This window comes from Chitinophaga sp., from assembly GCF_035538455.1.
Classification (GTDB): Bacteria; Bacteroidota; Bacteroidia; order Chitinophagales; family Chitinophagaceae; genus Chitinophaga.
The window spans coordinates 58,224-82,752 of the sequence record NZ_DATLKJ010000135.1 but is presented as its reverse complement, the minus strand read 5'-3'; the positions used below and the strand labels follow the sequence as shown (position 1 = coordinate 82,752).

At 44.0% G+C, this 24,529-nt stretch carries 18 protein-coding genes and 2 tRNA genes; 4 read left to right on the top strand and 16 right to left on the bottom strand.

What is annotated here, in order from left to right:
- Positions 1 to 504 precede the first annotated feature (504 nt).
- The 12 genes from VM802_RS15900 to VM802_RS15845 form a co-directional block, all read right to left on the bottom strand.
- Entirely contained in the window at positions 505 to 1,059 is a 555-nt protein-coding gene (locus VM802_RS15900) for a hypothetical protein (RefSeq protein WP_325532196.1), read from the bottom strand.
- A 35-nt stretch (positions 1,060 to 1,094) separates the two neighbouring features.
- A complete protein-coding gene (locus VM802_RS15895; protein ID WP_325532194.1) occupies positions 1,095 to 2,906 on the bottom strand; it encodes an ATP-binding response regulator in 1,812 nt (603 codons plus the stop codon).
- A 704-nt stretch (positions 2,907 to 3,610) separates the two neighbouring features.
- Positions 3,611 to 3,683: transfer RNA gene (locus VM802_RS15890), tRNA-Gly, on the bottom strand.
- Between the two features lie 155 nt (positions 3,684 to 3,838).
- The gene (locus VM802_RS15885; RefSeq protein WP_325532192.1) at positions 3,839 to 5,002 is read right to left on the bottom strand and encodes a glycoside hydrolase family 76 protein; all 1,164 of its coding nucleotides are present in this window, start codon (positions 5,000 to 5,002) and stop codon (positions 3,839 to 3,841) included.
- 114 nt (positions 5,003 to 5,116) lie between these two features.
- Positions 5,117 to 5,626 (bottom strand): methyltransferase family protein, encoded by a 510-nt coding sequence (locus VM802_RS15880; RefSeq protein WP_325532190.1) that lies wholly within the window; start codon positions 5,624 to 5,626, stop codon positions 5,117 to 5,119.
- A gap of 136 nt (positions 5,627 to 5,762) precedes the next feature.
- Positions 5,763 to 6,878 (bottom strand): glycosyltransferase family 2 protein, encoded by a 1,116-nt coding sequence (locus tag VM802_RS15875; protein ID WP_325532189.1) that lies wholly within the window; start codon positions 6,876 to 6,878, stop codon positions 5,763 to 5,765.
- A gap of 533 nt (positions 6,879 to 7,411) precedes the next feature.
- Positions 7,412 to 8,386: a DUF4302 domain-containing protein gene (locus VM802_RS15870; protein WP_325532187.1), complete on the bottom strand. Its 975-nt coding sequence runs from the start codon at positions 8,384 to 8,386 to the stop codon at positions 7,412 to 7,414.
- A 40-nt stretch (positions 8,387 to 8,426) separates the two neighbouring features.
- On the bottom strand, positions 8,427 to 9,275 hold the full coding sequence (locus VM802_RS15865; protein ID WP_325532185.1) for a putative zinc-binding metallopeptidase: 849 nt from the start codon (positions 9,273 to 9,275) through the stop codon (positions 8,427 to 8,429).
- Positions 9,276 to 9,300: 25 nt separating this feature from the next.
- On the bottom strand, positions 9,301 to 10,776 hold the full coding sequence (locus VM802_RS15860) for a RagB/SusD family nutrient uptake outer membrane protein (protein ID WP_325532183.1): 1,476 nt from the start codon (positions 10,774 to 10,776) through the stop codon (positions 9,301 to 9,303).
- Positions 10,777 to 10,786: 10 nt separating this feature from the next.
- Positions 10,787 to 14,350, bottom strand: coding sequence for a SusC/RagA family TonB-linked outer membrane protein (locus tag VM802_RS15855; RefSeq protein ID WP_325532181.1), 3,564 nt, complete (start codon positions 14,348 to 14,350; stop codon positions 10,787 to 10,789).
- A 309-nt stretch (positions 14,351 to 14,659) separates the two neighbouring features.
- A complete protein-coding gene (locus VM802_RS15850) occupies positions 14,660 to 15,844 on the bottom strand; it encodes a FecR family protein (protein WP_325532179.1) in 1,185 nt (394 codons plus the stop codon).
- 107 nt (positions 15,845 to 15,951) lie between these two features.
- A complete protein-coding gene (locus VM802_RS15845; protein WP_325532177.1) occupies positions 15,952 to 16,476 on the bottom strand; it encodes an RNA polymerase sigma factor in 525 nt (174 codons plus the stop codon).
- A 168-nt stretch (positions 16,477 to 16,644) separates the two neighbouring features.
- Between VM802_RS15845 and VM802_RS15840 the strand changes: the two genes are divergently transcribed.
- The gene (locus VM802_RS15840) at positions 16,645 to 17,136 is read left to right on the top strand and encodes a GNAT family N-acetyltransferase (RefSeq protein ID WP_325532175.1); all 492 of its coding nucleotides are present in this window, start codon (positions 16,645 to 16,647) and stop codon (positions 17,134 to 17,136) included.
- A 104-nt stretch (positions 17,137 to 17,240) separates the two neighbouring features.
- Complete coding sequence (locus VM802_RS15835; protein WP_325532173.1) at positions 17,241 to 19,763, top strand: eCIS core domain-containing protein; 2,523 nt, start codon at positions 17,241 to 17,243, stop codon at positions 19,761 to 19,763.
- Positions 19,764 to 19,831: 68 nt separating this feature from the next.
- Here the strand turns inward: VM802_RS15835 and VM802_RS15830 are convergent, their stop codons facing one another.
- The 3 genes from VM802_RS15830 to VM802_RS15820 all read right to left on the bottom strand — a co-directional run bounded on the left by VM802_RS15830 (position 19,832) and on the right by VM802_RS15820 (position 21,615).
- Positions 19,832 to 20,020 carry a class I lanthipeptide gene (locus VM802_RS15830; protein ID WP_325532171.1) on the bottom strand — a complete coding sequence of 63 codons (189 nt, stop codon included), beginning with the start codon at positions 20,018 to 20,020 and terminating at the stop codon, positions 19,832 to 19,834.
- A gap of 176 nt (positions 20,021 to 20,196) precedes the next feature.
- Positions 20,197 to 20,388 carry a class I lanthipeptide gene (locus tag VM802_RS15825; protein ID WP_325532169.1) on the bottom strand — a complete coding sequence of 64 codons (192 nt, stop codon included), beginning with the start codon at positions 20,386 to 20,388 and terminating at the stop codon, positions 20,197 to 20,199.
- 258 nt (positions 20,389 to 20,646) lie between these two features.
- A complete protein-coding gene (locus VM802_RS15820; protein WP_325532167.1) occupies positions 20,647 to 21,615 on the bottom strand; it encodes an AraC family transcriptional regulator in 969 nt (322 codons plus the stop codon).
- An 87-nt stretch (positions 21,616 to 21,702) separates the two neighbouring features.
- On the opposite strand from VM802_RS15820, the gene VM802_RS15815 reads away from it, so the two are divergent.
- Entirely contained in the window at positions 21,703 to 22,104 is a 402-nt protein-coding gene (locus VM802_RS15815; RefSeq protein WP_325532165.1) for a nuclear transport factor 2 family protein, read from the top strand.
- A 564-nt stretch (positions 22,105 to 22,668) separates the two neighbouring features.
- Positions 22,669 to 23,433: a hypothetical protein gene (locus VM802_RS15810; RefSeq protein WP_325532163.1), complete on the top strand. Its 765-nt coding sequence runs from the start codon at positions 22,669 to 22,671 to the stop codon at positions 23,431 to 23,433.
- 900 nt (positions 23,434 to 24,333) lie between these two features.
- On the opposite strand, the gene VM802_RS15805 is transcribed toward VM802_RS15810, so the two are convergent.
- Positions 24,334 to 24,407, bottom strand: a tRNA-Asn gene (locus VM802_RS15805).
- Positions 24,408 to 24,529 lie beyond the last annotated feature (122 nt).

The window sequence follows — 24,529 nt, the reverse complement described above, 5'->3', positions numbered from 1 at the left end:
GGCTTGGGTTAAATACTGAAAACTTACTTTTTATTTTAGGGATTGTACTGAAAAAAGACAGGAGTTTCATATACACAATATGAATTTAATAATTTTTGTTATCATTCCAAACTAAATTACAAAAAACAAATACTGAACTTTAAAAAATTTATCTCACAATTCAGATACACTATATCAAAAAAATGCAGGCATTAAACTTGTCCAATCATCAGCAAAGCAAGAGCGAATTAATCCTGAATAAGTACGGGCAGATAAACCTTACTTGACGTATCATTGATGGTTGATGCTGGCCTTGGCCTGAGGATGATAGGTACCCCATCCCCACACCCGATATTTATTGCTTTCCTTCTCATCATTTTACTTGTTATTTTCCTCATCGGTTTCTTCTTTATAGTAGATTGGCCACACGCTATCTCCCAACTACCTGCGATACCGAAACAAAAAAATGCCATTAGTAACATTTGTTTCATAAATGCTTTATTTAAGATGCCTTAATATGTCATTCTACGCAGCACACTTTCCTATAACTTTTTCAAATGTTTCAAAAGAATTAACAACTATCGCTATTCTATCAATCCAAGTATTAAGTACACTCCTTTCTTCTTCATCAGTAGCTTTAAATCTCATACACTTGACCATCAACAACTTAGTTTGCTCACATAGTATTCTATACTGACTCATCAGATGTCTAAAGTCACCTTCTTTAACAATAACCGATGTTCTAGGTGCTCTGTTAGTATATCTCCTCTTACCCAAAACCAGAACATCAAGGGAACTCATCCTCACTGTAAAAACATAGAGATTACACAAAAATGCCTCCCACGTCTGCACATTATCTACTTCACAAACACTATCATTATCATCATAGGATATATTACTGACTGCATCAAAAATCATGGATTCGAGCTCTTTATTTTTATCCATCAAAAAAACTAACGTTTTATTCAATCGATTAAACTGCTCTTCTGTATTCGATTTCGTAGCAAAGAATACCTCTTTCGATTCAAATATTCCTGACCGCATAAATGCTCTTAATTCTCTCAAGAATTTTCTTTTCATTAGCCGGTTGTTTTCTCAAAATAATTGCAGGATCACTATTGATCTAAGTCCAATGTCTTTGAACCGGGTAAGGATTTCAACATAGCACGCTGAAGATTATCCAAGTTAACAGGCTTCGTAAAATATTCAGCGACTCCCACGTTGATTATTTCCAGTTTATCTTCTGTCATTGCGGCACCGCTCACGATTATAACCGGAATCGAAGCTAAATTCTCATCGTCTTTAAGCCTTTCCAATATTTGTTTGCCGGTCATGTCCGGCAAAAATGAATCGAGCAAAATTATATCGGGTAGGTGCTCTGAAGCTAGCCTAATACCATCCTCTCCATTCTCCGCTATAAATACTCTGTTGCATAGTTCAGTAAGGAAACGCCTATACATATTGGCACTCAATCTATCATCTTCAATTATCAGTACGTTTATCCTACTAAGATCCCCAATGGAGGCCTCCACATCCGCAACAACGACCGTTTTTGTATCAACTTTGATCAATGGTAGCTCTATAAAAAATATTGTTCCTTTCCCTACTTCGCTTTCCACATTGATGCTTCCATTCATTATAGTCACAAGCTTTTTAGTTATTGGAAGCCCCAAACCAGAGCTATCAAGCTTCCCATTCTCCAATCTTGTTGTAACAAACGGATCAAATATCAGAGGAATTTTTTCCGCGGGTATTCCTACACCGTCATCTTTAACCACCAATCGCCACTTCTGACTATCGAGTAATTCTACCTTTACCTGAATTGCCCCAAGCTCTTTCTTTGTCGGTGAAAATTTTATGGCATTTGCTAAGAGATTCATAAGAACCTGGCTCAATTTATTCTTATCCCCAAGAATGACAGCTGGAACATTTTCGGCCACCTCAGTTACGATACTGAGTCCATAAATTCCTGCGAGATACTGGTTGGTGGCGACAACTTGTTTTAACCAGGGCCGTATGCTAAACACCTCATTATGTAATTCATCAAACTTTCCAGCTTCAATCCTGGACATCTCCAGCACATTGTTGATTATGCGCAATCCTTGATTACCGGATGAATACATACTTTGAATTAAAGGGCGATACATCTTCAGCTCTTTACTTTGATCGGCTTGCATCAAAAGCTGTATAGACCCCATGATTGTGTTAAATGGCTGACGCATCTCGTGACTTGTCTCTCTTACGTAAATACTTTTCGAAATATTAGCCTTCTCAAGTTGTCTATTTGCTTCTACGAGCTGTTGCTTCTGATCATTTAATTCATCTGCGAGAGATTGTAATCTATTTATGAAATGAGTATAGTTTCCTTCATGTAGAACAAACACCAAGGCTATATTAGCCATCATCACGGGATAAATAATAAAATTTATTGGGTTAAGGCCCCCATCGCTCCGTATCACTGGTTGTATGAAGTGAAAGTTGTAGTTAATAATTAAAATACCAAGTACAAGTAAAGAACTCGCAGCAGTGAAAACTTTCACCAGTGCAGATTGAAAAAGCAACAATGAAATTGAAAATAGAAAAACTGTCATAAGATGTACCCACACACTAACCTGTAAAACCAAACCAAAGTATAAAACAGCTGCATTTTGAAATAGGAAAAAAAGAATAGTCGCCAACTTGTTCCTGTGCCACATATTTAATCCTATTACAAGGGCAAAAGCCACGAATTCTATAATTGCGGGAATAAGAATTGCCCCTGTTGTGCTTACAAAAAAGTATATCAGTGTTGCTGCAAATACTACAACCGAGCAAGTAATTACACTAAAAAAGTTCACCGTAAGCAAAGTTCTCAATTCTCGAATGTCCTGGATACCATAATTGCCTATGTAGACTAACTGAAGCAAGGGTTTGAGTACTTTCTTCATAATGATCGAGTTTTCAGGGAAAAGATGGGGCAATTTATTATAAACGTACCATTAAAATGTTAACCAGATGCAAATACAATGGTGATTAACATCAGCATTTAAATCACATATGAATTTACAACAATGCATGTTAAATCTGGCAGGTCATATAAATCTTGGCAGGATACAATCATACACTTGAAGATAGATTTGTCTGACTGTATAATTAGCTGAATTTATTCAATTACACTAGCAATTTAAAAGCAGTATGAATTACCACATACAATTTAACAATTCACTGTTATTCAACGAACTGTTGAGAAAAAAGTCAGGATCTCATGGCTTTTAATGCTGTCGCAAACGATGTAGATATCCCTGAAGGCGCAACATTTTCGCCTCCAGTTCAATTAAATCATTTACGACAGCACGACACTCAATAGCGGTCTTGTGCCAATTAATTCCACTTTTTATGGTTTTCTGGTATCCTCCCGGATAAAGGGATTTAAAGGCCGGATCGTGAAAGTAGTACTCGATTACCCGGATAGAGTTTGTCTTCTTTGTGCTTTTCCAGTTCTTGGGGTTAACATTAAATTCGCTACACCAACAGCCGTTTCCAACTTTGTTCATTAAGTAGCTTTCAAATTTTCACAACGACGTTTTAAAAGCTACAATCATTCTTAACATTCCAAAGCCACACATACAGCTGATAGTCGAATGATTATCTGAGCGGAAGACGGGACTCGAACCCGCTACCTACAGCTTGGGAAGCTGTCGCTCTACCAGGTGAGCTACTTCCGCTGGTAAACCTGTTAAAGATAGGATATTTTGGGATTTATGGATTATTTGATGTAGGAATTTTTAAATACTGCGAAGAAGAACAATTATTATTTCAAATTAATAAAACACAATCTCTGAAGCATTTAAAAATTCCTAAATCAAATAATCCATAAATCCTAAAATAACCACACGCAGTTCATCATCGAAACGCCACAGGTAGTTTCAAAAGAGTTTACATAATTATCAGGGGTACGGCGCCACCACTGCGCCCACATGAGACCGGAAGAGTTTCGGTAAGTCCAGGCCTGTGCGGCATTGTAGTTGAGCCATGAGCCATAGACGCCCTGATACCCGAAATCCCGGGTGAATTTACAGGCCCATCTGGCAAAGATACTTTTGAACCCTTGTGTATCATCTGTATCATATTCATCCGGCAATAATCCGCTGGCATTGCACATCACACTTTTCGTATAGTCCATAGCTTTAGATCCGCGCGCTTTCCAGTTGTCTGAAGGATAGTAGTTATGCAGCTCTCCGCAGGCGCCGATAAATGTACCCTGTGTATAGGTGCGCGCGCCTTCTGTGATAACGCCTGCAGCGTTCATAGCCCCCTTTACTTCTCCCGTGGAAGCCACGTACAGTTTGTTCACCATCCAGTCCATGATCATTTTGGCTTTGTCGCGGTAAGCGGTTTCTCCGGTGGTGTAGAAGAGGAACATAGCACAGATCGCCGCCGGAGCATTTACACAGGCATTCTTGGTGGTCTTGTCTGTTGTCCACCACAAGCCACCCCCCAGTGAAGAATCCCAGGCCAGTGACCAGACCAGGTCAAAGTTATTCTTTGCCATGTCTTTCATGCCGCCATCATTCGTAATAAGAAAAGCACGAATGCACATAAGCGCCCCCCAGATGATGTCATCATTGTATTTATTATTGCTCCACAACAGACCGTAAGCATCGCGCATACCATTGTAGAGGTATTGGATCTTGTTCTTAAAATCCACATCGTTATTGGCATTCCAGGCATCTATCAGGGTTTCTATAGCTTCTGCCTGACGCCAGAAATCCATCCTTCCGCTTTTGGTCACATCGGAATAATAGTATGCTTTAAAAGACGGACCATAGGTTCCATACTGATTGTAAAAAGCATTGTTATAGCATTGCATGGCCAGTTTTGCTTCACTGCGGTCAGGTTGCGCACTGGCGGTCACAGCATTCTTTGTATGCCCTTCAAGTGATTGTAGTGCAGTTTCTTTTTTCTGGCAACTGGCAAAAAGTGTAAGAGATAGCGCTGCTGCCAGATGCAGTACAGCAGAGGATTTCCTGAGTGAGATTTTCATAACTATCGCATTTTGGATTTACGTGGAAAAAGATATCGTCAGAACAATATTATGCACCAGACATCAGATCTTCACAGAAATATTTACGATAAATTATGAAAAGAATGGCAGACATTACCATATAAACGGGATCAGCTTCCGTGTGTGCTGCTGATAAGCAGCATAGGAGCCGGGGAAAATATCGCTTAATAGCACTTCCTCCTGGTTAATTTTCATGCATAACCCCAACGTATACACGCTGGTAATGACGATAGCACCCAATCCACCTGTAACGAGGCAGGTGCCGGCAAGCGCACAGATAAAACCGGTATAGATCGGATGCCTTACCAGGCGGTAGGGGCCTTTTACAACCAGCTCATGATCTTTCTTGGCAGTCACGCCACCACTCCAGTTACTGCCCAGCAGGGCACGCGACCATATGCAGGTACCAACCCCCACTATACACAGCAAAGCGCCGGTCAGCTGAAGCCACGCAGTATTAGGAATAATGCGGCCGGCAAAGCCGCCCTTTACAAACAACGGGAGATACAGAAAGGTAAAAATGATTACATATCCAAGTGCGCCCATAATGCGCTGGCGGGTTGTTCTCACCTGGACGTTCTCTTTGGTTCTGTTACGGAGCATAAGCCAGTAAAAGCAGAAAAGCATCCAACAAACAACAGTTATCCAAACAGGTGTGGTAATATTTTCGGTCATAGTATAATAACATCCAATGTACGGATGAAGGTATGTGGATTTATCAAAAATACTGCTGTTCATTTTATTCATTCCAGACCTCGTCACCACTCAGGATAACAGGTTCTTCCGAAAAGTTCTGGAACACGGTACCCCGGCCAAATCCGGCGGGATTCACAATAGTTCCGTTACGCCGGTTGTCGGAATACACTTTCCGGCCGAGGTAAACTGCCCGCTTCAACAGGAAAGTTTCACAAAACGGCAGATGCGTAACCCGTTGAAAATTGCGGCTATCGCTGGAAAGGAGATAATCCGGGGTAAGGTATTCCAGTTTCAGGAATACCTCATTCTTCCTGTTCAGTAACTGGATCATATTGTTTTCGATGTGATATTCTCCGGAATACATGTGCCTGGGCTTCATAATCGTATTATCACTTACGCCGGCAGAAATATCGGGAGAACTGCTCCGCTGTAGCAGACAATTATTAATATAAAATCTTTCGAAGATATTATTCTGTTGGAGGTAAATAACTTCTGAAATGTTATGGTCAACAGGGCCAATTAGCAACTCCCTCGTTTTCCTGGCAGAAAAGCCTTCTGATATACGGAGGCTGTCGTCATGGGGTATCGCCTTGAGGAAGGCCGGGTTGCGTATCACCATTCGCTGCCTGTGGCCCGCTTCCAGCCTGTATTTGAAATCATAGTCTTCATAGCCATAATCCATCACACGCTCATCATATCCCCTGAATTTATAGAAGTCTCTACGCCAGAGGCATAACCTGCCCTGCACATCCCACCACTTTTTTGTGGCGCCGATGGCGGGAGGGGCAAGGAAGATATCGTCACTGTTGCTGAACATTTCATTTACATACGCAGCGAAGCCTGGCCCGGTAAAGTTATCAGCATCTACACTGCATAATATATCACCAGTGGCGAGGCGGAAGGCCATGTTCTTGGAATGACTCATGTGAAAAAACTCAGGGTCGCGGGTACTAAAGAAATTCAGCCTGCCCGAAGCAATGTGCGGTCTGAGCACAGTGTCCGCCCAGTGATAGAGATCATCCCGCGAACCGTAATCCAGCAATACAAATTCGAGATTGGGGTAGTCTTTATTGTCAAGTATATTCTGAGGCAATGTTTCCTTCAGATGTACCACCCTGTTCATACAGACGATACAGAAAGAAATTTTCTTGGATACCATTGGTTTTCAATAATAGTGGATAGAAATGAGGATAGCTTAAGAGGAATAACAAAATACGTGGAATATTGTTGGGTAAGGGGCGCGTTTCCAAAAAGGGGGGAAACAATGGATGAACAGGATATAGGGACTCGGAAGGTGTCATTTATATAGTGCTCATGTATCGATGCAGATTGCCTTACATGATAAAGACGTCGCAGCAACCTGCAAGGACTATTCACTAGAAAAAAAAATTTCCCGTACCGGAGCAGCCTCCGGTAATCACATTAGTTTATTTAGTCATGCGATTAAGGTACATCGGTTGTTGTCAGGTCTGCTCCTGCATATAACAGGGCCCGGGCGTTATCCACGTCATAGATGGCTGGTCAACCTGCTATAGCAGCCAGCATAATATGCCGGCTACTATAGGGTTGTCAAGGAAGGCTGGTCAGTATTTTTTCAACAGGTTTTCCGCTGAAAACCTCACCATGCAAAAGTCCTTGTCTATTTATGCTACAGCAATCAAATAATAAACATCTGCTGATAACTACTAAAACTTATTTCGCTTCCAGTGTTCCGGAAATGATTTCATTGCCATACTTATCCAATGCAAACAGTTCCACCTTTGCACTGTCGGTGCTGAGGTTACGCACCAGCAGGTAATCAGTTTTGATAGCGCTGATGAATTTTTTAGGCTGGTCAATGAACCACGGGGCGGGAGTGAAACCATTGTCCAAATGGCTCACCAACGCATTGTTGCCACAATAATATACCCCTGGCACTGTGTAGTTCCCATTGGAAAAAAGGTAAATCGGTATCATACCAAGATACCTGGTGAAAGGCACATATCTCTGCCAAAAGGCCATATCTCCTGCTGCAACACCATCAAACTCCATGTTCCAGGCTGGCTGTTGATATCCGTCCTTGTAGGTCAGTTTAAGAGGATTATTCGCGTTGTTAAACAGAGGCGCCGTTTTACCCGTGAGGATCGCTTTCAGGTCATATGGTTTGTCAAACCATGTTGCCGGCGTTTTCAGGCGATACATCACCATAGGGATACCTCCTTCAGAGGCATATACATTCCCCTTCCTGTAAGGTTGCATGGAGATACTGTCTGCAGATACAGACAATATCTTAAAATAGTAATCCGTGATACCGCCAGCCTCATACCATCCGGAAAAAATAGATCCGGTGGCAAAGCTCAGCAATGGTGCACCTGTAGCGCTGCTCAGCTCAAACAGTGACGGTACCGATGAGAGGGAGGCCGGAAATGGGGAGGTGCTGTTAACAACCCCTTTGGCAACGTCGAACTTCAATACTATCGGAATAGCGGTTCTGATAGTAGGGTCCAGGTTAGGCACCATCAGGAGCCATCCATTAGGCGCATCTCCGAGTTGCTGACGCACTTTGCTGGTCAGCGCCGCCTGTTTCGCCTGGGCATCCTCCAGGTTAATATCATTTTTATATTTTACACAGGCAGTTAACCCGATGCCTATGAAGAAAGCTGCGAAAAGTTTATGTATAGTTTTCATCTTGCCGGTTTGGAATATGAACAGATAAGAACAGGTTCTGTCAGGGAACCAGCGCTTTTACAACAGAATCAAGCTTCACCTGCATCATATGCAGGTCAATCCCTTTACTCAGATAAAAGGCATTCACCATTTTATACTTTACTTCCAGTTTGGGATTCTTTGCGATGATCTTCATTACAGAATCTTTGGGGAACCGCATGATAGCCTCCACTGTTGTAGCGAAGTCTTCTACCGGCTGATAACCGCCATAAGCCCTGAAAAAGCCATCTTTCTGTGCCTGGTCATCGGTTTTATATTGAAACTGGAGATCATAGTAAGTACCCTGTGACACCTGGTCATATCCTTTGGGACGCCCAAACTTATGATCGAGCTGGTGTGCATGTTCATGGTACAGGATATTGATATGCTCCCTGATCCAGGCTCTGTTGATGCTGAAACTGTTCACGTCTCCCATACCCAGGCGGTAGTATTGGGCATTAAGACCCGCTCCCGCTGCGCCACCAGAGCTGATGGAGTTGAAATGAATGGCAGTTCCCACGGTCAGGAACTCTATCGGTATCTGGTTCTTCGCGAAGTCAGGCGCAAAGATACTGATAGGTTGCAGCCACATTTTTTCCACCACATATTTTGTATAGCCTTTGGCTTTATCATAGGAAGCCGGCACAAAGAAAGTGGTAGGATCAATCACCCTGGGATCGAATTTATATATCACACGCAGACCATAGGTATGCTGGATCGTATCAATGAGGCTATCGAGACCATTGACCGGCTTGGGAATAGCAAAGTAGTCAATAGTATCAGTTATTGCAGGCGACTTGTCTTTCAGGCATGAAAGGCAGGTCATTGCCACCAGGCCTGTCAGTATGAATAATTTGATAACTTGTTTCATAACAAAATATTTTATAGCGGTGCGCTTATCTTGGATTCAGTTCAGATGCGATGGGAGCATTTCTCTCCTGTTCCTGCCTGGGGATCTGTATCGCTTTCCTCAGATCGTTTGCCTTCAGCACATCATCAGGAGCGCCGCCTCTGGCCAGGCGATGTTCTACCGGAAGGTTCAGGCGTTTAATATCATACCAGCGCAACCCCTCATTGATCAACTCTTTTCTTCTCTCCAGCATCACCACATTCAGCAAGGCATCTTTTGTAATGGCAGCGTCTAATGGCTTGTATGGCAGATAGCGCTCTTTGCGGATCGCTTCCACATCTGTGAGCGCAGCCTGTACAGCATTGCCTGCATTACTTCTCAGCAGCGCCTCTGCATGCGTCAGCAACACTTCTTCCATATTGAAGTACGGTACCCTGATCGGAGTATTACTGGGGCTGTTCGCCTGGGTAGCAAATTTGAGCGCAATCACCCTTACATCGATAACAGTACCCACAGACGTGAATACACGCTGACGGAGGTCTGATACGCCATTAACCGCATTATACTGTTTTACGATAGAATCACTGGGGAAAAATCCGCATATGAAATAACCGGTAGGCGTGAGCGGCCCCATGGTAGCATTATAGGAAAGCGACAGGATATTCGGATGTGAAGACGGGTCCATATAACGTGTAGCGAAAAACAACATACCGCTTGATTGCAGATATGGAATATCTTCCGACAGCTTTCTAACCACATAGCCTTTCTCCTTGATAACGGCATCACTGTATTTTACAGCCTGATCCCATTCTCCCTTATACAGTTTAACCCTTGCCATCAGGGCATTACCAGTGGCAACAGAGAAGTGATAAGGATTCACGGATACATATGAACCTCCGTTCTTCAGCTGTTCGAGACCGTTGGTAATATCAGCTTCCACCTGGTCGTACACTTCCTTCACAGAATTACGTTTGTACGTATTGATATTCCCTTTCGCATTCGTCAGTATGAGCGGCACACCAAGGTTGGAACCTGATGTTGCGGTATTGTAATGCTGGCCGAATATGTTTACGAGAATAAAATGGCAATAGGCCCTTATCAGCAATGCTTCCCCTTTAACGGCCGCTTTCTGCTGATCACTGCCAGTGGCAGCCCCGATACCTTCCAGCGCAAGGTTAGCCAGGAAAATCTTTGCATAGTATTCTGCATATGCATTGGCAGGACCAGCAGCAATGTTATCCGGGTAATCATCCTTCCACATGAATATAGGAAGAAAGTTACTCACACTGGAAGCTTGTGCCAGCTGCGCATGATAGTCAAAATCATCTGTAAGGATGTCCGTAAACAGATCGTGCCTTACCGGGTAAGCATTCACGAGCACCTGTTGATACTGGTCGGCGCTGCGAAGCTGCGCCCTGTCATCATATGGTTCATCCGTGAACTTCTTACAGCCCGCCGCCGCAAAACAGAGGAGGAACAGGTATAATACTGCGTTTTTTATCTTTAGCTCAGTGCGTATCATTTCTGAATTTTTAAAATTGAGCATTAATTCTAAGAGAATAGGTAGTTGGGTTAGGCAGGTTAACGCCGGTGATGATGCTCTGCGGATCTACACCTCTCAAACGCTTATCAGCCCAGAAGTAGAGGTTGTTACCAGAAAGCGTTACACGTGCCGATCTGATCGCCAGATTCTTCCCCGCTGATCCTTTAGGAACATAATCATAAGAAAGCGCCACTTCGCTCAAACGAAGCACACCTGCATCCACCACCATCAGATCGCTACGGTTGTAGGCGAATTCACGCTGAATAAATGCAGCACTGTTATATGCCTGCTGTATGTTAGACACAAGTCCCGGAATATTGGTAGTGTTCTCATCACCCGGAATACGCCAGCGGCCCGCAACGTCTTTCTGTGTTGCGAGGTTGTCGTTGTACAATCTGCTGATAACCGGACTTCTGAATACCTTGTTGCCAAAACTATAAGTGAAAAACACCCTCAGTTCAAAGCTCTTATAAGAAAAGCTGTTGGTAAATGAACCGGTGACTGTTGGGTCCCTGGAGCCCTGATAAGCAATCAGGGAATCATCCTGAGACGACAGCTGTATATTGTTTACCACACTGTTTTTGGCGCCATAGAAAAGCGGCTGGCCTGCAGCGTCAAGACCTGCAAAGCGATAGGCGTAGAGGCCATTAAGCGGTTTGCCAATTGCGCCGTAGCCGGTAGGGGATGTTTTCTGCGACAGCAGTGGAGAGAACACACCGTTGGTAACGCGGTTCTTCACCTGTCCTACCAATGCGTTAAAGTTCCAGTGGAAGTTTCTGCCGTTGGTAATATTGCGGATGCCCAATGTTATATCTACCCCTTTGTTGGTCATACTCGCCCAGTTGATCGTCTTGGTATTGAATCCGTCTTCATAAGCCACGTTCCTTACTGCCACCAGGTCCTTGTTTTCCCTGCTGTAGTATTCGGCGGTAAGCGTAAACTTGTTGAAGAGCCCCAGGTCTATACCAAAACTGGTAGTAAAGTCCTTTTCCCAGTTCAGGTTAAACAGTTCAGGAGAAGCAACCCTGATACCCAGTTCATTATAGTTAACATCTCCGCGGTTATTATTGACATATATAGCATTCAGCGCAGGAGAGCTTTGCCATGCGTTACCGCGTAATGCGTAGCTTCCGCGTACTTTCAGCAGGTCAATCTTATCACTGAGTGCTTCTATGAATTTCTCTTTGTGGGCATTCCAGGCGAGACCAATACTATAGTTGGGAAGGAAATGTGATTTCGCAGAGGTACCGAAAAGGTTACTGCCATCCACCCTCGCCGCCAGGTCTACAACATATTTCTCTTTGTAGATATAGTTGGTGCTAAGGAAGAAGGCTGTTTTATTTTCCCTCGTAAATCCTTCTGAATAATATTTCTCATCCTTTTCGATAGCCTGTCGCAGCGCCAGCACACTGGGTGAAATGATCTTGCCAGAGTAATACTGGTAACCAAATCCTTTCACGTAGGTGCTGTTCACTTTATCGCTGGCCATCTCAAATCCGCCGAAAACATTCACGGCATGCACTTTATTAAATACATGGTTCCAGTTGAGCGAGTGTCTCATCGTCAGGAATGTAGCCCTGTTGGTACGCTGCTCCAGCAGGCCACCCGTAGGCAGGATGGTTTGCGGGATCGCATTGGGATCGTTAGGGTCTTTATACAGTAAAGAGTTCATGTCTGCAATAGAGCGGGGATTATCCACTCTGTAAGCCGCGGCAACATTGGATCTTTCTGTCATTACATGGCTGTAGTCATTGCTGGTTTTCCTGGCAGACAACAGCGTTTCATAAGTAAGCCCCGGAACGATCCTGTAGTTCAGCTTCAACGCAGTTCTTATTTCCAGCCCTTTGAGGGTATTGAAGTTTTCGTTCAGTTCCTGCAGGATATTGAAGGGAGCAAAATCGCGGAGGTAATATTTATAATCGCCATTCTCATCATACGGCACCATAGCGCGGCTTGTATTCGCGGCGTAGCTGAACGGGTTCAGCTCAAAGTTACGGGTAACCTCTCCATTGTTAACAGTACTGTTGAAGGTACCAGGCACCAGTCCATCCCGATAGGTTACATTGGTGAGGAAGTCAACATCCAGCTTATCCGTGACATTAATGACGGTGCGCAAATTTGCCGTGTACCTGTTAAGATTATAGCTTTTTGCCTGTCCGTCATCGTGCAGGTAGCTGCCAGACAGGTAATAGGTAGCTTTATCTCCGCCGCCTTGCAGGGAGAGGTTATGCTCCTGTATCAGGTTGTTCTTGAACAGCACATCAAACCAATCTGTGTTAACACCCCGGGCTTTATTCAACAGCTCATTGGCCTTGTCCATTGTTATTTTGCGCTGGGTGTACTGATTGTATATATCTGTAAATGCACCCGTAGAGCTGGGGTAATTGAGAACAGAAAGATAACCGTATCTGTACAGCTCATTGGACAGGTCCATCTGCTCTTTTGAGTCCATCAGGTTGAAAGTAGCTACATTGGGCTTAAGTCCGAGTGTGAGTGCGGTACCCACGTTCACCGACATCTGTCCTTTTTTACCTTTCTTGGTAGTGATGGAGATAACGCCATTCGCAGCCCTTGTACCGTAGAGTGAAGTGGCAGAACCATCTTTCAGTACAACAATATCTTCTACGTCGGCAGGGTTAAGACCAGCGATGGCAGATCCAAGCAAAGCAGCAGGATCGCCCGAATACAACTGGCTGGGTTGAATATTGGCAGGGGAGGAGATAGGCACGCCATCTATTACGTAAAGCGGCTCCTGGTTAGCACTGATAGAAGCGCTACCCCTGATCCTGATCTTGGGAGTAGTACCAAATGTGGACGACACATTTTCCACGCTCACCCCAGCCACAGCCCCCTGCAGCATTTTGGAAACGTCGCCAACGCCGGCGCGTTGGATCAACGCCTTATCCACTTTGCCCACTGAACCAGTGAATTTTGTATTCTCAATCTGCTGGAAACCAGTTACCACCACTTCGCTGAGTCCCTTTGTGGAAGGGCTCATTGCTATATTGAGCGACTTGTTTCCTCTTGTTTCTCTCTCAACAGTGTTGTATCCGATGAAAGAGAACATCAGCCTGTCTTCCTTTGCAACGCCGATATTGAAGGCGCCTGCTGCACTGGTCACGGCTGTCTTCCGGCTACGCAGTGCACGTATAACAACACCAGGCATAGGAGTCCCCTTCTCATCCGTAACGATACCGGTAACCACCACATTGCTGTCGGCAACAATAACGGGTGCCCCCGCCACCGTTGCCTTTTCCTTTATAATAATATTCCGCTCCACCAGCTGATACATCAGCGGCTGGTTTTTAAGACAGGCGTTCAGGGCATCACTGACAGATACATCCTTCAACGATATATCTATTTTTCCAGAGCGGTTAGGCATCTGGCTTTCCCCGCCATTCGCGTAAAGCAGCAGGTATCCCGATTGCCGGGAAATTTCGTTCAATACCTTTCCTACAGGGGCGTTCCTGAAAGAAAGCGTAATCTTCTGCGACAGGGCTGTAGCGCTGAGATGCAAACAGCCAACAAGCATAAGGACGGTGGTCATTCTCATAACCATGCTCATTTTGGTTGACAAGATCCCGCGTGGCCGCAGAACTTTTCCATTAAAGTTTAAAGGCATACTTTTGTGACGTTTAGGTAATATTTCATGTAATCTCTCCAGGATTCAGAAAGCCTTATCCTAAGCACTCACCGGGGGCGCTTCCAACACCTCCGGTTTTTACTTTCCGGACAGGCCAGTACAGAATGTATTATGTTATCATATTGCGGGTTTAGTAATGACAGCAATTACATAGGTATCGGCATGGGCCGCTATCGCCCATGATAAGCCTACTATTCTTATTTTAAAGTCAGTGTCTGGTTAGGGTGTGACAATAAGCTTATTCCCTTCCGTTCTGAAATGTAATCCGGTAGCCTGAAATACAGCTAAAATCTGATTAAGGTTGTAATTTCTATAAACTTCTCCGGTAAATTTTTTTGTTTTTACATTGCCTTCATAAACTATTTCTACATTATACCACCGGCTCAGTTGGCGCATGACGGTGGTAATATCTGCATCCTTAAAAAGAAACAAGCCGTTTTTCCATGCTATCTCTTCATCTACATCTACGGCTTCCACTGTTATGCTTCCATTCTGATGTAACTGAGCCTGCTGGCCGGGTTTCAGCAATTCGCTGTTGTTGCCGTGTTTTACTCTTACGGCGCCTTCTATCAATGTGGTGTTGATGGTTTCTTCATCATCATAGGCCATAACATTAAAATGGGTGCCCAGTACTTCCACATTCATATTGTTCACTTTAACGCTGAAAGGCTTTGCGGCATTTGCGGCCACTTCAAAATAGGCTTCGCCCTTCAGTCGTACGATTCTTTCATTGCCACTGAATACGGCCGGAAACTCAAGCGAGGAGCCGGAGTTGAGCCATACCTGCGTGCCGTCGGATAATGCGAGGTGGTATTGCCCGCCTTTCGGTACACGCAGAACATTGATGGCAGTATCGCCGGGAGTGGCGGACGCAGTTTGCTGATAACTCAGCTTCCCATTACCCACCTGTATATTGGCGGCGCCCAACTGTCCAAGTTGCTTGCTGGCCATCGAGCTGCTATCCAGCTCCACTATAGTACCGTTGCCAAGCATCAGCACCGCTTTGTTGCCGCCGGGGGCTATCTGCTTTGCAGCCAGCTGTGGCGCCTGTTGCTGGCGCTTCTCCATTTTTATCAGCCATGCGCCCGCACCGATACCTGCCGTGATCAGCGCAATGGCAGCAATATTCCCGAAACGCCGCCGTGGCCGCATCTGTACCACTATTGGCCTTGGGTCTTCCCTCACTTTTTTCAGCAGCTGCAACAATACCATCTGCTGATCTTTCTCTGTCCACCCGCTTTGCTGGCGGGTTTTATACTCATCCAGCAACTGCACAATATCATCCTTCAGAAACTCATCATACCTTCCACTGGCCACCAGCTGCATGAATCTCGCGATTGATGCATCATCCAGCTGTCTGGCTTTAAATTTTTCCAAAAGAATGTGGAACTCCTGATTCTTCATAAAAGATTTGCCTCATGCATCCGGATTATTGGAATGCATCTAATTTAAAGACGGGTGAAAAATTAAAACGGACTATCCGGTCTGAAAAAAAACAACAGTGTGATCAGTTAATGAACATGCTCATGAATGTATGACCTGATATATTGAAGTGCCTGTGCCATTTGGTTCTTGACAGTAAACGCTGATATTCCGAGCTGCAGGGCAATCTCATGATAACTATGACCTTGCTCTTTTGCCAGCTGATAAATACGGCGACGTTGGGGAGGAAGGTTATCTATGGCCGATTGCAGCAACTGCCCAAATTGCCGGTCGCGTACGCGGTGATCAGTATTATCAACATCTATTGGTTGTATCTGGTGGAGTATTTCGTAAGCAGAGACTTCTACAGCTTTCTTCCGGAGATGATCAAATATACAGTTGCGGGCAATGATGAAGAGATAGTCCTGTAGCTTACGGACGTTACGCAACCCCTCACGTTTTTCCCATATCTTGTAAAACACTTCCTGTACGATCTCTTTTGCCTGTGTATTATTCTGGAGATAAACCATCGCAGCGTCATAGATCAGCCCACCATAGTGCAGATAAACAGTGGTATAGGCATTCTCATCCCCGTTGGCAATTGATTCTAACAACAAATGCTCATTATGTAAAGCTGTATACCCCAAAGCGATCAGGATTGGCAGAATTTTGATTGATAAACACGTACAAGATAGTGATTTTTTATCCACCAAACAATAATCCTGAGATTAGAAATTTTTCAAATTTCCAGTTGCCAAATGCAACTGGAAAAATATCCTTGCATGCCGTATTTTTATGCCATCAACAGCTACATTATGATCTACAGAAAAGCGAAAAGAGAAGATGTACCGGCTATAGTGGAAATGCTGGCAGCCGACAACCTGGGAGCCACACGAGAAGATTACTGCGATCCTTTACCGCAGTCATATTATACTGCCTTTGAGAAAATAAGCAGTAATCCTATCCAGGAACTGATTGTGGCGGAAGATAATGACGGTAACCTTGTAGCCACATTACAACTTACCTTCATACAATATCTCACCTACCAGGGCGGCACGCGTCTGCTGGTGGAAAATGTACGCGTAAGGCACGACAAACGCGGGCAAGGAATAGGTGAGGCCCTGTTCAAATGGGTGATAGAAAGAGGCAAAACGGAAGGCGCCTTCCTGATACAGCTCACCTCCGACTTCCGGCGGGTAGATGCAATCCGCTTCTATGAAAGATTAGGATTCAAAAATACGCATGCGGGTATGAAACTGCTGCTGAAGCAATGAGGATATACGGCAGCGCCTGAACTGCGGCTGCAGTATATTATACTAACTTGTATACATCAGATTACTGTTGGTAATATAATTGGTTAACCCTAAAATTACGTCCTATGTCAACCAGACAACCCGTGGCGGCCGCCAGGCCGGCTGCGCATCATTCCGTCACCCCATTTTTCAATCCTCCTGCGTCAACATCAGATCATGAACCATTCTTTTCAAAAGGGCAGGAGAACACCATACAGGGCAAATTCTTTTCACCCGCACCAGCTACCGGCAGAAGGGCTGCTAATAAACAGGGGTTGCCAGACGGGCTTCGCTCCGGCATAGAACACTTATCCGGACTGGCGATGGACGATGTGAACGTACATTACAACTCCGGCCAACCTGCCCGGCTACAGGCAGCCGCATATGCCCAGGGCCCCGATATTCACCTTGGCCCCGGTCAGGAAAAACATCTTCCACACGAAGCCTGGCATGTGGTACAGCAAAAGCAGGGGCGTGTACAACCCACCGCTCAACATAATGGAATTGGTATAAATAATAGCCCCGGGTTGGAAAATGAAGCAGATATAAAAGGGGAAGAGGCAATGAGGACGGATGGCAACTCAGGAAAGCTCAGCACTGTACCTGCATCTTCAAATGTAGCGCAACGCGTACTCCTCACCAAGGAGGATATCTTTAATGATCAGCTGAAATGGGCTGTCGTCAAAGGAATCGCTAATCTCAATGGAAAAGGTGGCAATCCACAGGCAGCTGCCTTTGCCCAGACATTAGACGAAGAGGGCATACTTGATCTGCAGGAATTGCTGGATGAAACATTCAGAACACAGGAGGAATTCTATAATGAACAACGCAACCAGGGACTAAAAACCCTGACCTATGAAAGATTGCAGAAAAAAGAAAGCCTGTTGATGGAAGCACTTGCTATAATTGATATATCCGGATCCGAATGGGATGTATACAAAACTAAAATAAAAGGCCGGACTGCTGTAGGCTATGGAGGTACACACAAGGATGACGCCAGTAAGGATAAAGATGATAAAAGAGAGGTGAAAACACAAATTGCCTGGAAAGCAGCACATAAAAGCGGACAGGGTATGGAAATGGAGGCTAAAGTGCTGGCTCCGGACCATCCGCTGGGCAGCACCCCGGGCAATGTTTTAAAGGACATTACCTCTAAATTAAAATTGGCTACCGGAAAGGAATACATAGCCGGTCACCTGCTGAATAACAACCTCGGAGGTCCCGCAGACCCAAGAAATCTCGCTGCTATCCCCAAAGACGTTAACAGCGAGATGTCTGCGAAAGTCGAGAATAAGGTGATAGAAAGAGTTAACAAATTTCACAATGTAGTTTACTATAAGGTTAACGTGAGCTATGCAGAAGATGAAATAGAAATAGTGGAAGAGCAGGGTAAAGGTAAAAAGGTAACAACAACGGAAGATGTTGACTATGCTGCTAAGTTTACAATAAAATTTGGCATCTATAAGGCCGATACGGAGGACTTTGCATCTCCTGACCCCGATAAAGATGTTGAAGAAATGTATGAATATAAAATTCCGATTAACCCTCCATCCGAATATAAAAAAACCGGGAAAAAAGGGTTCAATATTAACCAACAGGGAACAGGCTATACCAGACCTGGTAAAAGTGATTATGACATACCTGACATTGAGAATGCCATTGACCCCGCCATAATGGAGTTTGACTTCGGCAAGAATATAATCTTGAAAACGTCCTCCCAGATCAAACTCGAATTCCTTTCATATGCCATTTATAAACTGAAAATCGACGACCTGATCAAAAAAGTCTCCAGGCAGCAGAGAGCGCTCAAGGATAAAGAAAGTGAGACAGAAGAATTAAAAGAAGACCTGGAAGCAATGACTGCAAAAAAGGATTCCTATAAAGAAGATTTTAAGAGCGCGCAACTCGATAACATCGGCCTCGCAGAAAAGATTAAAAACATGGAAGCCGAACAGGAAGAACATGAAGAAGAAGTCGATACGTTGAACACAGATATATCCGACCTGCGATTAACCTTAAAGGATAAAGAAATAGAAAGTGAAGAGCTAACCGAGAAACTGGATGAGATGACTTCAAAAAAGGAAGCTTATAAGGCAGAGCTGAAAGACACTCAGCAGGAGAATGTAGACCTGAAGGAGATGATTGATAAGCTGGAAGCCCAACAGGAACTTAATGAAGAAGACGTTAAAGCGCTGGATGCAGCATTAAAAAAACAACTGAAAAAATATGAAATACTTTCTGAGCAGTATGCAAGTAGTAAAATCGAAAGCAGGGAAAGGGCGGTAGGAATAGGATTTCAATCCGGTGTTAAAGCAGTACAAAGCGGAGCGAACCTCAAAAAGGCAGCGCTAAGCTCTTCCAATACAATGACACCTGAAAGTAAGAAACAGCATCAGGTAGGTTTCCGGGAAGGTCAAAGAAATGCAGAATCCAGTATGAAAGAGATAGAAGATCTCAAACAAAAAAACAGGAAACTTCAGGAAACGCTTGCCGAAAAAGAGGAAGAACTGGAAGCTAAGGATGAAGAGCTCGCAAAACAAGCTGCACAAATAAAACAACTACAGGAGCAACTCAAAAAATATGAAAAGAAAAGTACCCAAAATAGCTGATAGGCAATAAAACACCAACGCTACTTCCATTTTACAGGAAGTAGCGTTGGTTAAATGCATTTACAGTCTTATGCACAATTCCAGGTAATCGGGCAACCTGAGAAAGAAGGTACACAGTCGATACAGGTTATATTGTGTATTGTCTGACATTTTATACTAACGGCTCCGCCGTTTATAGCTTCCTGGCTGTTAGTGTTCAATGGAGCGATAGCAATTTTCTTCAGGGATAATTTAGCGTTGTTCTGTTTCTTTTTCATGCGGGGATTTTAGGCGGTAAACAAATAAAAGTTGTGAATGCTATGAAGATAGATAATAATTGTTCATTTGTTTCATGCCGCGCAAAATATTTATTGCGCTCATTATTACAAATAAAACGCCAGCGCTATTTCTGCTTTTATTAAGGGAAGTAGCGCTGGTTAAATACATGTACATCTTATGCGCAATTCCATGTTGCCAGACAACCGGAGAAAGATGGTTCACAGTCGATACAGGTTACTTCGATCACTGAAGGGCATCTTGCAGTAATAGCCCCACCACGCACAACGTCTTGGTTGCGATGATTCAACGGAACAATAGTAACTTTTTTCAGGGATAATTTTTGGGGTGTGTTCTGTTTCTTTTTCATACGGGATTTTTTAGGTGGTAACCAAATAAAATTGTGACGCTTATGAAGTTAAATAATAATTGCAGATATGCTTCATGCCACGCGAAATATTTATTGCACCTATTGTTAATCAAACAATAGCAATGCATCATGGTAAATTGGTTACCTCAAATTCGTATATCCATTACATTTATTATCAGAATCATCGGCAAGAAAACCGGCGAAGTGTTTTAGTGCTCTTTGACAGTGAAATCAACAAACCTGTAAGCCCTCTTGGGTTCAGATTATCTGTTCCCTCAGCTTGCCTGGCGCCGCCCCATACCACTTTTTAAACGCATGAATAAATGCGGCAGGTTCAGCATACCCCAGCACAACTGCAACGTCTGCAATAGAGTAACGGTCATGCCTTAGCAGGTAGTCACATATTTTACGCGTTAGTTCATCACGAAGATGCCGGAACTTAGTGCGTTCTTCGGTAAGGCGGCGCTGTAATGTTCTTGGCGTCAGATTAAGTGTATACGCGATCTGATCTAAACCAGGCAATGCCGGCGTCGCCATACTTAACATAGTCAGTTTTACACGGTTACTGAATGATTCAACCGGGTCAAGGCTTTCCATTATTTGCAGGTATTCCGGAATCAGGACTTCCAATCCCCATTGGCCATTACGTTTTACCGCCGCCTTAAGTATTGTTTTGGGAAACGCAACGGCAAAATCAGTCCCTTTTTCCCACGATGCAGGATATCCCTTCCCACAGTAAGGCGACCATGTTGTTACAGGGCAATCACTCCCTGTGATGATCACGATTTCACGCGCCATTAATGTCAGTGTGTTCTCCAGCAATATGCGGTTTTCAGCAGTTTTATTACTATCTATACTCAACCTGATAACAACAACGTCCTCTTCATGCTCAGTATCTACCTGCATTACAGGGAATGTTTTTTGCAGATACATCCTGCAATAATGAAGTGCTTCCTCCACTGTTGTGGCTTTTAACGACAACTCGTACACCGCCCCCAGATGTTTCAGGTTTACAAAATTGCCCACATGTATGCCAAGCATCTCATCCTGCAACACTGTCGAAATATAGGATACCACTTCATAAAAATCTGACATTTCCACTGTTGCCGCTGGTACTTTAAAATCGGCAGGCGTCATTTTTATGCTGACCGGCAGCTGATCTACTGGAACATTCTTTACAGATGCGTAGGTAATGAAACTGTTAAGGTGGGAGGCAAGTACTTTCATTTTGTCGTATTATATCAATTCCTTTATTCCTGATCAGTATAGTTTTGCTTCACAGAAAAACAATCTATCACGCTAAATTATTAATCCATGAAGCAATATTCAAATCCATCAGCTAAAGAAAATATGGGCAAAAAATCAATTGAAACGGAACAAATAATGCACAAATTCAATAGTGCTTTTATTCACCACAACCCGGCAGTACTACCTGCGCTCATTGGCAAGGATTGTGTGATGGAAGACATTACAGGGCCTGAAGGTGCAAAATCGGTGGGATATGATGAGTGTGTCACTTTCTGGCAGGCACTTGCCAGCGATATGGAAAAACAATTTACGCCGGAAGCAATTGAAGTATATGGCGAATTTGCTACCATTCGCTGGCACTTCAAATGGGGCAATGGCGAACACGACTATGTGCGGGGTGTCAATCTTATGAAAGTGCAGAACGGATTGATCGTAGAGGCGTTAGGGTATGCTAAAATGAATAATTAAAGCCGTTACAGTGAGAGGAGAGTGCTTTGGTAGCATCACAGTGAAAATCTCATAGAAGAGGGCATATCCTGTTCTGGAAATGCCCTCTTCCGGTAACCAATATCTAACTTAGTAGCAATAACCCTGACATATTATTCTGCAATACCCGGCGCTATATGTGTTAGTGCATCCGTCCATACAGAAGTCAAAGCATTGGTTTCTCGCGGCGTTTGCTCCGCCAATAACAGCTTTCATTTCATTTCTTTTTAAACTTTTACCCAATAATTTCATCTTTTTCATAGATCTGTTTTTTGAAGTGATGGAAAGAAGAAAAATAAAGGGTATCACTGCGATCAAAAAGACCTTTTTTGAAATATCCTCCTGATAATGGCAGTATAGCAGCAGTGAATTTTCGCCATTTTCTAACAGTTGTTCGAGTGGCTTTAGCGGCTATCTAATGCCTCATACTCCCGGTTTGAATATTCTCTAAGTGCCATTCGCTTGCAGTTTGATAATCTTTAATACAGGCTCCAAATGATTGCTGCTGATAATCTTATATTTAGATAACATCAGTATTTTATTGTTATGGCAAAACAAACTTCTTTACTCACCTTCACGGGCAAGCTTGGCAACCTGATTGGTTACCGGCGTAATAGCGGGTACTTCCTTCGCAGCATGCCCGCACACGTCCGGCAGACGGCAGCTACCCGCCGCGCTGCCCAACGATTCGGCATGGCCAGCAGCAAAGGCGCGCTTATCCGCAATGCTTTTGCTCCCAGGCTGGATGTTCATTGTAACAGCGAACATATCAACCGGCTAACCAGCGCCCTCATTCCTTCCGCCGGCAAGGACACCGGCTGTATCACCGGCTTCCGGTTCAACCGGAAAACAGGAACAGACAAGTTTCTCACCGCTGCTCCCAGACTTTCCCGGAATAACATCCTGTACATTCCGCCGCAAACACTACCGGCATACAACGGCATCAGTGCCCTGGAAATAAAAGTAATAGCTGCACGTATCCATTTTGCTACACATCAGGTAACTGGTACAGAAAGCGCCGTGCTCATCGTAAAACCCGGAGAACCTTTTGAAGGAGCAGCCTGTGATATGGATGTACCAGGAAGAGGAACATTGGTGGTTATGCTGCAAATAAGGGGCATACTGGGCGGTATTCCCTCTAATAACACAAGGTACCTGGCGGCAGATATTATCGCCGTACAACCGCCTCAGATACGGCCAATCCTGCGTAAACCAACCGGCCAGAAGAGACCCAGGTTAAAGCCAGCATCAGAGAGCATACCAGTCAATACATCAACTCAGCATCTTCTTCCCACCGTTCAACGGGAATGAACTACTTCAAGCCTGACAACTGAATATTGATGAGCAACCATAACTACCATTAAACTTTACATACCACACTCCTGCCGGCAGACTTAACCTGCGGCTGCCGCCGGTGCATGTCCATTATACATACCGTAACACTTCTCTGGTATACATTACAGCTGCTACACCTCAGCACGACATCCCCGCATCAAGTCCACCTTTAAGCCTATGTTCCTATACTGATCATAGCTGCATCACAGGTATTCTCGTCTCAATTAGCCCGCCCGTTTCTTAGAAAGTAAATAGTATCTTGGCTACGTTTACAAGTGACAATCGATCATCTATAAAGTCAAACCATCATTCAATGGAGCAAAGAGAATCAGGTCAGTATTGGTAAGTCTTTGAGACTAAAGTCCGGCCTCTCACTGAAAGGGAGCAGCGGATAATTGCCTATAAGCTTTGTTTGCTTGTCGAGAAAGACTTAGATAACCTGGGTAAAGGTGCACTTAAACTCATCGAACAACTTGCATCGGGTCATGCTTCATTACAAGCGTGCAAATCTTACCAGGAGCAACTACAAAGTAAGCTCTCCGCTGAGAACGTAAGTCCATACAGTCCTTTGATCTGGGCATTAATGCCCCATACAGATACTTATCCTGCCTGGTATTCAGCTGCTATTGTAGGATCAAACATAGTTGATCTCAAGATTGCCACTTTCCCGGAATTGATAAATTTGACAGAGGAAACTTTGAATAATTTATAACGATGATATAACCAGGGCCACTTATTGGCGATTGAGCGGTTTCTCAGTAATTTGATTTATAAAGAAGTCAGGGATTGAAAGCTTAAGAGTTCAGCTAAAGATATATTGTAGTATAAATAAAAAGGGCAATTACAACAGAATGTTTGTAACTGCCCTTTTCTTCGCTCCCCCTGCTGGACTTGAACCAGCGACCCTCTGATTAACAGTCAGATGCTCTAACCAACTGAGCTAAGGAGGAGTGTTTCCCGTATCGTTTGTGCGATTTGGGATTGCAAAAATAGGTAAATTTTCATTTTTGCAAAATCTTATTTGAACTTTTTTCAAGATTTTTTTGAACAAAACATAAAACATGCCACCACA

What these genes read in the sequence shown, in the direction of transcription:
- VM802_RS15885 (WP_325532192.1), bottom strand. Translation starts at nt 5,002, where the DNA reads ATGAAAATCTCACTCAGGAAATCCTCTGCTGTACTGCATCTGGCAGCA.
- VM802_RS15835 (WP_325532173.1), top strand. Translation starts at nt 17,241, where the DNA reads ATGTCAACCAGACAACCCGTGGCGGCCGCCAGGCCGGCTGCGCATCAT.
- VM802_RS15840 (WP_325532175.1), top strand. Translation starts at nt 16,645, where the DNA reads ATGCCGTATTTTTATGCCATCAACAGCTACATTATGATCTACAGAAAA.
- VM802_RS15815 (WP_325532165.1), top strand. Translation starts at nt 21,703, where the DNA reads ATGAAGCAATATTCAAATCCATCAGCTAAAGAAAATATGGGCAAAAAA.
- VM802_RS15880 (WP_325532190.1), bottom strand. Translation starts at nt 5,626, where the DNA reads ATGCTCCGTAACAGAACCAAAGAGAACGTCCAGGTGAGAACAACCCGC.
- VM802_RS15870 (WP_325532187.1), bottom strand. Translation starts at nt 8,386, where the DNA reads ATGAAAACTATACATAAACTTTTCGCAGCTTTCTTCATAGGCATCGGG.
- VM802_RS15810 (WP_325532163.1), top strand. Translation starts at nt 22,669, where the DNA reads ATGGCAAAACAAACTTCTTTACTCACCTTCACGGGCAAGCTTGGCAAC.
- VM802_RS15850 (WP_325532179.1), bottom strand. Translation starts at nt 15,844, where the DNA reads ATGAAGAATCAGGAGTTCCACATTCTTTTGGAAAAATTTAAAGCCAGA.
- VM802_RS15875 (WP_325532189.1), bottom strand. Translation starts at nt 6,878, where the DNA reads ATGGTATCCAAGAAAATTTCTTTCTGTATCGTCTGTATGAACAGGGTG.
- VM802_RS15825 (WP_325532169.1), bottom strand. Translation starts at nt 20,388, where the DNA reads ATGAAAAAGAAACAGAACACACCCCAAAAATTATCCCTGAAAAAAGTT.
- VM802_RS15865 (WP_325532185.1), bottom strand. Translation starts at nt 9,275, where the DNA reads ATGAAACAAGTTATCAAATTATTCATACTGACAGGCCTGGTGGCAATG.
- VM802_RS15855 (WP_325532181.1), bottom strand. Translation starts at nt 14,350, where the DNA reads ATGAGAATGACCACCGTCCTTATGCTTGTTGGCTGTTTGCATCTCAGC.
- VM802_RS15900 (WP_325532196.1), bottom strand. Translation starts at nt 1,059, where the DNA reads ATGAAAAGAAAATTCTTGAGAGAATTAAGAGCATTTATGCGGTCAGGA.
- VM802_RS15820 (WP_325532167.1), bottom strand. Translation starts at nt 21,615, where the DNA reads ATGAAAGTACTTGCCTCCCACCTTAACAGTTTCATTACCTACGCATCT.
- VM802_RS15895 (WP_325532194.1), bottom strand. Translation starts at nt 2,906, where the DNA reads ATGAAGAAAGTACTCAAACCCTTGCTTCAGTTAGTCTACATAGGCAAT.
- VM802_RS15860 (WP_325532183.1), bottom strand. Translation starts at nt 10,776, where the DNA reads ATGATACGCACTGAGCTAAAGATAAAAAACGCAGTATTATACCTGTTC.
- VM802_RS15830 (WP_325532171.1), bottom strand. Translation starts at nt 20,020, where the DNA reads ATGAAAAAGAAACAGAACAACGCTAAATTATCCCTGAAGAAAATTGCT.